Origin of the sequence: Anaeromonas gelatinilytica (genome assembly GCF_016820635.1) — a bacterium.
In the GTDB taxonomy this organism is placed as follows: Bacteria; Bacillota; Clostridia; order Tissierellales; family SIT17; genus Anaeromonas; species Anaeromonas gelatinilytica.
Genome location: NZ_WSFU01000135.1, coordinates 1 through 11,377 on the forward strand (window position 1 = coordinate 1; position 11,377 = coordinate 11,377).

General features: G+C 26.9%; 13 protein-coding genes and 1 pseudogene. 13 read left to right on the plus strand and 1 reads right to left on the minus strand.

The features are described from left to right. Nucleotides 1-47 precede the first annotated feature (47 nt). From GOQ29_RS12805 to GOQ29_RS12855, 12 genes are all read left to right on the plus strand, one after another. The gene (locus tag GOQ29_RS12805; RefSeq protein WP_203373063.1) at nucleotides 48-581 is read left to right on the plus strand and encodes a GrpB family protein; all 534 of its coding nucleotides are present in this window, start codon (nucleotides 48-50) and stop codon (nucleotides 579-581) included. A gap of 237 nt (nucleotides 582-818) precedes the next feature. Then, entirely contained in the window at nucleotides 819-1,358 is a 540-nt protein-coding gene (locus GOQ29_RS12810) for a CDP-alcohol phosphatidyltransferase family protein (RefSeq protein ID WP_203373064.1), read from the plus strand. A 172-nt stretch (nucleotides 1,359-1,530) separates the two neighbouring features. Beyond that, entirely contained in the window at nucleotides 1,531-1,860 is a 330-nt protein-coding gene (locus tag GOQ29_RS12815; RefSeq protein WP_203373065.1) for a DUF1801 domain-containing protein, read from the plus strand. Nucleotides 1,861-2,137: 277 nt separating this feature from the next. Beyond that, on the plus strand, nucleotides 2,138-2,386 hold the full coding sequence (locus GOQ29_RS12820) for a TIGR04076 family protein (protein WP_350446027.1): 249 nt from the start codon (nucleotides 2,138-2,140) through the stop codon (nucleotides 2,384-2,386). Nucleotides 2,387-2,599: 213 nt separating this feature from the next. Continuing rightward, the gene (locus GOQ29_RS12825) at nucleotides 2,600-3,970 is read left to right on the plus strand and encodes a TIR domain-containing protein (protein WP_203373066.1); all 1,371 of its coding nucleotides are present in this window, start codon (nucleotides 2,600-2,602) and stop codon (nucleotides 3,968-3,970) included. Beyond that, nucleotides 3,954-4,622 carry an HD domain-containing protein gene (locus tag GOQ29_RS12830; protein ID WP_203373067.1) on the plus strand — a complete coding sequence of 223 codons (669 nt, stop codon included), beginning with the start codon at nucleotides 3,954-3,956 and terminating at the stop codon, nucleotides 4,620-4,622. Before GOQ29_RS12825 ends, GOQ29_RS12830 begins: the two co-directional genes overlap by 17 nt. A gap of 32 nt (nucleotides 4,623-4,654) precedes the next feature. Beyond that, nucleotides 4,655-5,185 (plus strand): GNAT family N-acetyltransferase, encoded by a 531-nt coding sequence (locus tag GOQ29_RS12835; RefSeq protein WP_203373068.1) that lies wholly within the window; start codon nucleotides 4,655-4,657, stop codon nucleotides 5,183-5,185. A gap of 91 nt (nucleotides 5,186-5,276) precedes the next feature. After that, entirely contained in the window at nucleotides 5,277-5,624 is a 348-nt protein-coding gene (locus tag GOQ29_RS14735) for a hypothetical protein (RefSeq protein WP_252187630.1), read from the plus strand. Between the two features lie 47 nt (nucleotides 5,625-5,671). Further along, nucleotides 5,672-6,196, plus strand: a complete 525-nt coding sequence (locus GOQ29_RS14740) for a hypothetical protein (protein WP_252187631.1) — start codon at nucleotides 5,672-5,674, stop codon at nucleotides 6,194-6,196. Nucleotides 6,197-6,221: 25 nt separating this feature from the next. After that, nucleotides 6,222-6,716 carry a GNAT family N-acetyltransferase gene (locus GOQ29_RS12845; protein WP_203373069.1) on the plus strand — a complete coding sequence of 165 codons (495 nt, stop codon included), beginning with the start codon at nucleotides 6,222-6,224 and terminating at the stop codon, nucleotides 6,714-6,716. Between the two features lie 91 nt (nucleotides 6,717-6,807). Beyond that, the gene (locus GOQ29_RS12850) at nucleotides 6,808-7,263 is read left to right on the plus strand and encodes an RNA polymerase sigma factor (protein ID WP_203373070.1); all 456 of its coding nucleotides are present in this window, start codon (nucleotides 6,808-6,810) and stop codon (nucleotides 7,261-7,263) included. Between the two features lie 12 nt (nucleotides 7,264-7,275). After that, a complete protein-coding gene (locus tag GOQ29_RS12855; protein ID WP_203373071.1) occupies nucleotides 7,276-8,481 on the plus strand; it encodes a hypothetical protein in 1,206 nt (401 codons plus the stop codon). 207 nt (nucleotides 8,482-8,688) lie between these two features. Here the strand turns inward: GOQ29_RS12855 and GOQ29_RS12860 are convergent. Then, a pseudogene (locus GOQ29_RS12860) lies at nucleotides 8,689-8,961 on the minus strand (IS3 family transposase); the annotation flags it as partial. Nucleotides 8,962-10,505: 1,544 nt separating this feature from the next. Between GOQ29_RS12860 and GOQ29_RS12865 the strand changes: the two are divergent. Then, a complete protein-coding gene (locus GOQ29_RS12865; RefSeq protein ID WP_203373072.1) occupies nucleotides 10,506-10,853 on the plus strand; it encodes a TIGR04076 family protein in 348 nt (115 codons plus the stop codon). Nucleotides 10,854-11,377: the final 524 nt, after the last annotated feature.

Below are 11,377 nucleotides of genomic sequence, written 5' to 3' on the forward strand. Positions count from 1 at the left end.
TCTTTTGATAGAGAAGCCTTTAGTAGTTTAGAACCCCATTCCTTCAGGTGTGGGAGCAGTCAGGTAAACATAATCCTGAATATAAAGAATGGTATTTAAAAGAAAAACAAAAAATTGAAAATGCCATAGATCAAAATAATATTATGCGAATTAATCATATCGGGAGTAGTGCAGTTGAGGGATTGATTTCAAAGCCAACAGTGGATATTTTGTTAGAAGTTGATTGCAATAGTGATATCGAAAAATTGAAATTAAATCTAGAAAATTCTGGTTGGACACTCATGTCATTAAGAAAAGAACCTAATTTAAAAATGTCATTTAATAAAGGGTATACTCTAAATGGCTTTGCTGAGAGAGTTTTTCATCTTCATGTGCGTTATTTAGGAGACTGGGATGAATTATATTTTAGAGATTATCTTTTAATTCATAAAAAAGTCGCTAAAGAATATGAAGAATTAAAACAAAAGTTAAAAAAGCAATATGAGCATGATAGAGACGGATATACAGAAGCAAAAACCGAGTTTATTACAAGATGGACAAAGCAAGCAAGAAAAGATTTTGCTAATAGATATGTGCCATGATTATGAAAACAATTTTTATTAGTGCTGTGATGGATTTCAGCGGGGAGATGTCTGAGATGGGTTGTACGAAACTAGGTACAGGGAAGTTCATATAACAAAATATTGCCGGTTTTGTTCCTAACATTGCTGCACCTAAATCCAGTAAGATAAGAGCTATATAAAGTCGCTGGACTTCGGCAATACTTGAACGTTAGTTAAAAGACCATGTAATTTGTAGTATTAAAAAGGAGTAGAAAATTGAATAAATATATCCCCAATATACTTTCTATATTAAGAGTTATATGTTCAGTCTTATTGATATTATTAATAGATAACCGGATTGGATTTGTGTGTCTTTACTTAGTAATAGGTTTAACTGATGTACTTGATGGTTTCATAGCAAGAAGATTTATGGTTGAAAGTAACTTAGGAGCAAAATTAGATTCAGTTGCTGACTTTGTCTTCTATATTATACTGTTTTTTATATGTGTAAACTTATATTCATCAATTATTACAGTAAGTTATAAAATAGCAATAATAGTAATAATTTTTATAAGATTAATTAATCTATTGTTAACTAAAATAAAATATAAAAAATTCGTTTTTGTACATACAATAGCGAACAAGGTATCAGGTGTTTTACTATATTTTTTGCCTGTGGTTATTTTATTCAAACAGAATGATATTATTATATGGATTATATTTATAGTTGTCTTTATTGCAGCTATAGAGGAATTGTCAATTACAATTAAGTATTCGGAGGTTAAATTAAATCGCATAAGCATATTTTGTAAGTAGAGAATGGTCTATTTCCTAACATGGCGTTTACGGTTTCACTATTGTTTCGGCCAAACTCACTCACCAAGCCAAGTTTGGATAATGTAGTACATAGAAGATTGTCTTGTGGAAAAAGGAAGCCAGAAGAAATAGAATTTATATTTAACAAGATAGATTAAAAGGAGGATTATAAATGATAGATGAAATTGGTAATTATCTAGAGAAATTTGATGAAAAGACAAAGCAGAGATTTCATATACTACATGAACTTATTTATGAAAGTACTTCAAAAACAATTCATGAAAAACTGTGGGCTAAATTGCCATCATTTTATGTGGAAAGTAATTTTATCCGTGTTATTCCTTTTAAAGACCATATAAATGTAGAGGCGAAGGCAGTTTTATCTCATAAGGATGAATTATCTGAATATAAAATAACCCCTAAGGGCATGTTGCAAATTTTCCATAATCAGCAAATTTCTAATGAACTGCTGAAAGTGATATTTAAAGAAAGTCTAAAATAGACAAGCAATCAGAAAGACACATGTACAATCATAATATCTTACTGAATAGTAAGGCTAGAAGAATCTGCTAGCTGTTTTTATTAGTTATATTTATGATGTGTCAAAATGTTATGAGTAACCTTGTTAATAAAAAGTGAGCATATAAAATTTTTGTATTTAGATTTATAGATATAAAAATTTAAAAACTATTATAGTCATTTGTGAGAATGAATAAGTAAAGTAATGTTATAAGACATAAGATTTATAATAGAAAGTAATAAAGAGAAGGAGAATTATTGTGAAAGTGAAATTAACTATTTTGGAAAGCAAGTGTCGAGGAAATTATCATAAAGCAGGAGATAATTATATAGTAGAAGATATTTGTCCTCCAATATGCCATGAACTATGGCAGAGTATATATCCTAGTGTTTATACATTATTGAATAATGGTGATTTAGATTATGGATCTATTAGAAAAAAGAAATTTGAAATGAGGTGCCCAGATAATGGTAGAGTTTTAATACAAGGAGAAGTAAGTGAAGATTAGAAAATAGATAATTATAGAACATAATTAAAAAATATTAAAATATAATGATTAGATTTTAATAGATGTGAATTAGGATGTAACACTATTTATCATATAAAAGTATATTAGCATAAATATATATAAGGGTTGATATTTGAGGCATTGTGTATTACATATTTTCACTAGAAAAAAAGTTTTATTAAAGTGTCTAGCTTTCAAAATGGAGTGATAAATATGAAAATATTTATAAGTTATAGTTATAAGGACAAAAATTATGCTGAAAAAATTTTAAGTGCTTTGAATGACGCAGGTCATGATGTTCGGACTGATAACTTGCAAATAAATTATGGGTCAAATTTATTAAGTCAATTTAGTGAAGTAATTAAATCTGTAGATATTGTAATTTTACTAATTAGCAAGAATTTCTTTAATTCCAAAAAGCTAATGAAAGAGTTTTCAGCAATTGTATTTACTGAAATATCAAAGGGGAATAGTAGGATTATATTGGTACTTATAGATGAAGTAAATATACCGAATTATTTATTAGAGAATAGATGTTTTAACTTTTCAGATGATTTTGATAGAGGACTTGAAAGTCTTTTAGAGAGTTTTAATGATAATATAAACAAAATTGAGAGTACTGATAATTTCAAATGTTCTGCAGAAGTTAGAAATAAGAAAACTACTAATATTTATGATATTAAATTAATATCAAAAGCATTAAGAGAAGGATGTCTTACTTTAGTATGTGGTGCAGGTATATCAATGGGGGCAGGATTACCATCTTGGAATAGATTGTTGTTACAATTATTAAAATTAATGGTGGATAGAATTTCAGATAATTATAACATTCAACTTGATGATGATAGTGCCGAAGAATTTAATAATAAATATTTTCCTTCATCATTAATTTTAGGTAGATATCTTAAAATGAATCTTGGGGAGGATTTTTTAAATGAAGTAAGAAATACTTTATATACAACCAATGTTAATACAAGTGAAACCATAAATGAAATTGTAAATTTAGCTCGACCACAAAGAGATAGAAAACCTTTAGATTCAATTATAACTTTTAATTTTGATACATTAATTGAGGAAAATCTTGAAAAACAAAATGTAAGTTTTAAATCCATATTTTCTGATGGTATGAAAAATGATTCAAATGAGATGCCTATTTATCATGTACATGGTTATTTGCCAAGGACAGGTGAAATACCTGAAGATACGGATATTGTTTTTAGTGAAGATGCTTATCATAACCAATTTATTGAACCTTTTAGTTGGTCTAATTTAATACAATTAAATAAATTGCATCAAAATACATGTTTATTTATTGGTATTAGTTTAACTGATCCAAACTTGAGGAGATTGTTAGATGTTGCTAACCGTAAAAATGTAAATAAAAACTTAAATCATTATATAATTAAGAGGGTACCAGAAAATTATAATAAGGATAATAAGATTGATAAATTAGCTTTTTTCCTTGAAGAACAAGATGCTAATGATTTAGGTTTAAATGTGATATGGGTTGATAAATTTAGTGAAATTCCAAAGATACTTAGAAAAATTTATAATGGGGAGGCAATTGATGTTAAAAAAATATAATGAACTTAAAAGTATAGTAGAAAGGGAATTATCTTGTTCCGCACACAATATTGATCATGTTAAAAGAGTTTTTAATACTTGTATTACTATAGCAAAAACCGAAAAGAATGTTGATTTGGATGTTTTGTTACCAGCTGCATTACTGCATGACATAGCAAGAGTAAAAGAAATTCAAGATAAAACTGGTGAAATTGATCATGCAGAACTTGGTAGTGATATGGCTGAAAAAATACTAGATGAATTGGGTTATAAAGAGGATTCAATTGAAAGAATTAAGCATTGTATTTTAACTCATAGATTTCGAAGTAATAATCCACCAAAAACGATAGAAGCAAAAATTTTGTTTGATGCAGATAAGCTGGATGCAATTGGAGCAGTTGGATTATCAAGGTCATATATGCTTGCGGGTCAACATGGACAAAGAATTTATATAAATAAACCAATAAAAGAATACATGGAGAATAATACTGTAGAGAATGGAAGGCTTAAAGATATATCTAAGCATTCACCAATGATTGAATATGAATTTAAGTTTAAAAATATTCCAAAGAAACTTAATACAAAGAAAGCAAAAAAACTTGCTAAAGCTAGAATCGAGTTTATGGATAGTTTTTTTAAAAGACTTAAATTTGAAATAGAAGGAATAGAATAAAAAATTAATATTTTCAAAGGAGGATTTTATATATGTTATTTGAAACTAATAGAATAAGATTACGAAAAATGACTGTTGATGATATACAAATATACAATAAATGGAGTAATGATGAAAATGTAATAATAAATACATATCCAAATTTAGATAGATATTCATTAGAGGATACAGGAAATTTTTATAAAAAAATTACAACCTCTGATAATTCTAAAACCTTTATTATTGAAGAGAAAGATAAGAAGACTGCTATAGGTATAACGACTTTATTAGACATTGATTTTTTCAATAGAAATGCTGAATTTATTATAGATATATGTGAAAAAGATTATTGGGGCAAAGGATATGCAACAGAAGTTTTAAAAGTAATGTTAGATTATACTTTTAAAGAATTAAATTTGCATCGTATTTATTTAAAAGTTTTTTCATTTAATAAAAGAGCAATAAAATTATATGAAAAATTTGGATTTAAGCATGAGGGAAATATGAGAGAAGCTTTATATAGAGATGGTAAATGGCATGATATTATTTTTATGGGATTATTACAAAAGAATTATCTAAAATAGAATTAAAGTAATTTGTTTTAAGTTAAAGTAAAACAAGGTTATGTAAGGCTATATAAATTAATGATTATAGAAATTATTTGGAGGGAATTAAATGATAATGCTAAGCAGAGATTCTTTTAATAAGACTAGTGAATCAATAATGAAATATGGAAGACCGCTAGAAAAAGCTCTTTTTCAAAAGTATTTTAGAAATGGTTCAGTTGAGAATATCATAAATGAAATAAAAAAGTTTCACAATGAAGACGGTGGCTTTGGTAATGGAATAGAATCTGATTTTAGGCTACCCTATTCATCACCAATGGCTACCTCTGTAGGAATAAGACTATTGTCTGGAATAGATGAACTTCAAGAATCTAAGGATGTGATAAAAGCATCAATAAGATATCTTGAGACAACCTTTAATAAAGAAATGGATGGTTTGTTGCTTCAGAAGAAATAAATAAATTTCCTCATGCTCCTTGGTGGCATCATGATAAAGAAAAAGGAATGACAATAATAGATAAAAACTGGGGAAATCCTTCTGCAGAGATATTAGCATATATTTATAAGTATAGAGAATATGTAAATAAACTAGATGTAGACATGTTAGTAGAATATGCGATTAATTATATTGAAAATAAGCAAAAATTTGATTCAGAAAATGAAATTTTTTGTTATATAAAATTATATGATGTATTGCCTAAAGAATTAAAAAGGAGACTAGAAAAAAGAATTATATATGCTATAGAACAAGTTGTTATATATGATGAGGAAAAGTGGCATGAGTATGTACCTACACCGGTAGATTTTGTAGAAAGGCCAAATGGTAGTAGTTTTGGTATTTTAGAATCTAAGATAAATGATAATATAGACTTTATAATTAGGCAACTGGAGTTAAATGGAAAGATTAGTCCACCTTGGGGAACGAGTTTTTATAATGAAGATTTAAAAGAAGCATACGATGAATGGATAGGGGTATTAACCTTTAAAGCTCTAACCATTTTAGATAAATTTAATAAAATAGCAATGTAAACCTGTATAGGAAAAGGAGAAAAGTATGCCAATGGGAAAATTTTATCAACCAGAAATAATAAATATTAATACGGAATTAAGATTAAGAGAATTTGATAATAAGTATACTTTTGCCCTTGATTGGTATCAAGATGAAGCTACTGTGAAATTGGTTGATGGCTTAGATGGAAATAGATATGATTTAGATAAATTAAAAAGAATGTACGAGTATTTGAATAATATTGGTGAATTATACTTCATTGAAATATTAGAAAATGATGAATTTATACCAATTGGGGATGTTACATTTTGGAAAGAAGATATGCCTATTGTTATAGGTGATAAAAGATACCGTGGAAAAGGTATAGGTAAAAAAGTAATAGAAGCATTAATAGAAAGAGCAAAAGAATTAGATTATAAGGAAATAAAGGTACGTGAAATATATACGTATAATGTTGCATCTCAAAAGCTATTTGAAAGTATAGGATTTGAAAAAAGTGAAAATACAGCTAATAGCTTTTCTTATAGATTAATCATATAAGAGATGAAATGTATAAAATTGAAAAAATATTGGACACATTTGATTCCTCAATCGTTATATATATGAAAGCATTAATCGAGGAAGTGATATCATGAATGTTTATTTGGCTTATCAAAAATACAATAGGGATTTCATTGCATATGCAAAATCTATTACTAGAAATAGTGATAGAGCCTTTGATTTGGTACAGGAGGCATATATATCTGCTCTAGAGCGAGAAGAAATATTTTGCAATATGAATGAGTATCAAATAAAAGGATGGTTTTTTACAACTATAAAAAATAAGAATATTGATGCTATACGGAAACAAAGTAGGTTAACCTATCTAGAAAATGATGGATTATTAGGGAAAAGTGATGGATTTGAAGAAAATGTAATTATGGCAGAATTAATAGATAAGTTACCAGAAAAAAATAGGAAAATTCTTATACTCAGGTATGAAATGAATTTAAATAGTGTGGAAATAGGACATATGTTAGGAATCTCGGACTCTACAGTAAGATCTCGATTAAGTGCTTCATTAAAATTATTAAGAAAGAAAATATAGGAGGAATGAAAAATGTCAAAAATCACAAATATTGGAATATTAGATGTTAGAGATATCACCGAAGAATTAGTTAAAGAAATTACTTCGATAGAAAATATAGAAATGCTTATTGAAAGTAATGAATCTCAAATATATTTAAAAAAATGTAAAAAAATCAATATTGGTGGTAATATGAAGATTTCTAAGGATGCAGATATAAACGTTTTAACTCAAAATGGTGTTATGAGATTAGATAAAGACTATTTAGAAGGACTTCTATCACCTACTGTTATTGTAATAAATGGAAATTTAATTATTGAAAAAGATGTTACTACAGATTTATTAAATGAAAAATTATATTATATTATAGTAAATGGTCAAATAATATGCACAAAAAAAATAGCGGGAGCAATTCAATCTAAAGGAATGGTGAATGGAGAGACTATCAAGTACAATAATGATTATAAGTTTTTTGATAATATGAAAATTACAGATAGATTTTTAAAAGGATTAAAACTTGATTCTAAATTGGCTTTTAGAAATTTAGTTATTATTGAAGATATTAACTTAAAGTTATTTGAAGAGAAGATATCAAATATAGAGGTTTTCGACAAACTAATATTATTAGATAAATATGAAGATGAAATATCAGATTATATAGATGAGTATTATCAAGTAGATAAAGTCTTAATACCTGAAGGTAGAAAGGGTACTAAATATATAGATAATGATATAAATATAGATGATAATTCAATTAAAAAATATAACCATACTGTTCTATATGTAGATGGAGATGTGGAAATATCCTTAGAAGATAGTTTAGTATTTAGTGAATATATAGAACATTTAGCATGTAATACAGTTATATGTAATGAAGAGAATTATGATATGATTAAAGACGTATTAAGTGAAGGGGTTAATGTAGAAATAGTAAAAGGAAAGTTATTGAAAAACACTGGAAAGATGATATTGTCAGGGGATATAGAAGAAGAGACAACAATAAAAAATATGGCGAAACTTGTTATTGACGAAAAACTTAGTTCTAAAAAATTCAATGAAAATGTTGTATCTATAACTAACTATGGACTTATTGAAGTGCCAGAAGATATGGTTAATATGGTAAAGAATAAGATGAAAAATAATTATGGTAAAATTAGTATATCATCGAATGGAAAAGATAAAGGAATACAAGATGAGGAAGATGTACTTTATTCTAACATGGGAGAGCTAAGATTGTAGGAAAATAAGAATATATGTAATAACAGAAATAATGTATCTTCTAAGATACATTATTTTTTATCAATTTCCTAGGAAATATTTCTATATTTGACATTTTCCAAGAAAAATATGTCAATATTTTTTTGAATCTAGTATCAAGTTTTACAAAAATAAAAGGATATATTTAAACTATATAGAAGTATAGGAATTAGAAGTTATATTCACTGGTGCAATGTCTAATCTGATTCTATAGGATACATGATAGGCTAGAATATCATTACTAGACATATCTTTGATAGTCGATAGATATGCCATTTGATTTATCCCGTAAGGGATGTAGGTGATGTCTGTAAGTAGAACCTTACCAGGAATACCCTGTTTGAAATCTCTATTTAACTGATTAGGTACTACTCTATGTTCTTTTGTTGCTTTAGCAATTTTTCTGTGCGGATTCGCTTTTCTTATGGGATAAATTATTTCATATTTTCGCATAATCCTTTGTTTTTTTATTTAATCTAAGTTTTTTCCTTATTATCTAGTAAATCAGGCAAATATTTTAAGCAATAGTTATGATAGCTTTTTAAATAAATTAATTTTCTTAAATAAAAGCTGACGGACTAGATTGGGAGTTTTACCAACATTTGGATTCACTTTTGTTTATTAGAGCTGGAAGGTAAACTAATTAGCAAGGAGAGAAAGTTTATCCATTAAAGACAAAGCTATATTATACAGACATTAGAAGATTTTAATATATATTTTAAAAAATTAAATAAAATATAAATTAGTACCTTTTTTCATTTAATGTATATTATATAGTATGTAATAAATATATTAAATGAAAGAAATGAAACTTTATGTCTGATAGAGGTGGAATCTTAGGTCATTTTGGAGGCGGATGTGATAGTGAGTTACTATTTTTCTTCTTGCTATTAGTTGTATTATTTTGTAAGCCTTATTTAGGTTGCAAATACTAATATAGCATTAAGGATATAAGAACTTTATGATACTAAAAAGGGGGCTGTTTCATAACTAATTTATTAGTTATGAAACTCCTCTTTTTTTATGTTCTAGTAAGCAAACACGCTTCATAACTTTTAATAAAACTAAATATATTTTTATTTATGTAATTTTAGACATGACGAATAGAACTTAGAGTTCTCTAAGTTCTATTTAAATCATGATGTTATTATAGCTATATTGCTTCTTTATATCTGGTAAAGCCTACTTCATCAGAGATTTCGCATCAAATTTCCAGTAAAAATCGGAATTTACCATTTTTACGATAAATATTAATAATTTTTATAAATCAACGGGCTATCGCCAAAAAAAATCTTTAAGTGCTAAACTTCTGATAAAATGTTAAGTGTTACTTGTCCAATATCCATAGAAGGTGGTTATTGTCAGGCAAGCGGTGACAATTTTTTCTTAAATTTAAATTATCCAATAATTATTAATTTTCATGGTTTGAATTATATTCTTACCACATATGATTCCCATTAAATAGGGAAAATTAAAAATTTTAAAATTAGTCTTCAAGGGGTAATGAGATAAGATGCTTTATCTAATTAATTTATATTATATTTAGATATTTTGAATTTTTTATAAAAATAAAGGAACTGGAAAAAGTTTATAGAAATAAGAAAGGAAAGGTTAGGAAAGATAGATGTACTATACTTTTTAAGATTACTTTAAATATCTTAAGAAAATATGTTATGGTATAAAATTTATAAAATTGGTTGCTTTTGGGAGAAAAAGAAGGTAACTTTTTAACAGAATGTGGAATTGATTTTAGATAGATTAATGAAATATAGCATGCAGACATAAGTAAATATTCACGAACCATAGTTCGCAAATCTTCCCATATTGGGATAAAAGACGAATTATAGTTCGTGAATGCAATAGGTTATCTGAAAGAGCAATATAATTTCAAAGAACAATTTTGAGGTCTAAATAAATATAGTATAGAATTGGTTTGAAATTATACTAAATAGTCGAAGGTTATTTATAAACAATGTAACAAATAAATTTGAATTTGGAGGTTAATCATGAAAAAATGGTATGATGAGGAGTACGAATGGGAAATTGAGGTAATAAGGTTTCTCAGCAGTGACCACACAGAGCGGTATTGTCGGAACGGCGAGGAAGTCGGAGATAAGTATACTTGCACCTATGGCTGTCCTGTAAATACGGATGGACAGGGTATTTGCTCCAAAGTAATGATGATTATGTTCCCAATCATGGAGGCTGTCAGAAGTGGCGGAGATTTAGAGAACATCGGTGGCAATGGCAAATATAGCAAGGATATTGTATGTCCAGATGGTTGCGTTATGTTCAGGCTGACGGCAAAGAAACTTGGAAATGAGAATTTTTATAAGGGGAAGTTTTTTGATTAGTTTTGATTTTAATGTGTTCAGTTTGAAGATAAGCCGAAATGTATAAATTCCAATTTGTAGGTTAGATATTTGGCAAAACACAATCTATATATAATTTAAATAGTATATTTTATATTTAAGAAAACAATGATTAAAACATAAATAAAATTGACTAAAAATTATTATAGAGAGGATTAGCTATGATTAACACTCAAGAACTAAATGATTTTTATTCTACTGCTAAAGAAGAAAGTAAAATTAAAAGGATTCAAAGATTTCTCACTAATAAAAATATAAATCCCTAGTATACTTATAAACTATTTAAGAATTATAAAAATCATTCAAAAAAAATCTATATAATTTTTGATCATACAACCATTAAAGACAAGTTTATTATTTTGCAATTTTCATTAAAAATAGGAAAATGGGCAGTGCCACTTTGGTATAGAGTTTTTAAATATAAAGAAAAAGATAATAAAAAGTTTAAACATGTTAAAGAAGGTTTAAACTTTATTTATTCAATAACAAAAGAATATGACTATGAA

Bases quoted from the DNA above. Each gene is read 5' to 3' on its own strand.
- GOQ29_RS12815 (WP_203373065.1), top strand. From the start codon at position 1,531: ATGATAGATGAAATTGGTAATTATCTAGAGAAATTTGATGAAAAGACA.
- GOQ29_RS12825 (WP_203373066.1), top strand. From the start codon at position 2,600: ATGAAAATATTTATAAGTTATAGTTATAAGGACAAAAATTATGCTGAA.
- GOQ29_RS12830 (WP_203373067.1), top strand. From the start codon at position 3,954: ATGTTAAAAAAATATAATGAACTTAAAAGTATAGTAGAAAGGGAATTA.
- GOQ29_RS12835 (WP_203373068.1), top strand. From the start codon at position 4,655: ATGTTATTTGAAACTAATAGAATAAGATTACGAAAAATGACTGTTGAT.
- GOQ29_RS14735 (WP_252187630.1), top strand. From the start codon at position 5,277: ATGATAATGCTAAGCAGAGATTCTTTTAATAAGACTAGTGAATCAATA.
- GOQ29_RS14740 (WP_252187631.1), top strand. From the start codon at position 5,672: ATGACAATAATAGATAAAAACTGGGGAAATCCTTCTGCAGAGATATTA.
- GOQ29_RS12845 (WP_203373069.1), top strand. From the start codon at position 6,222: ATGCCAATGGGAAAATTTTATCAACCAGAAATAATAAATATTAATACG.
- GOQ29_RS12850 (WP_203373070.1), top strand. From the start codon at position 6,808: ATGAATGTTTATTTGGCTTATCAAAAATACAATAGGGATTTCATTGCA.
- GOQ29_RS12855 (WP_203373071.1), top strand. From the start codon at position 7,276: ATGTCAAAAATCACAAATATTGGAATATTAGATGTTAGAGATATCACC.
- GOQ29_RS12865 (WP_203373072.1), top strand. From the start codon at position 10,506: ATGAAAAAATGGTATGATGAGGAGTACGAATGGGAAATTGAGGTAATA.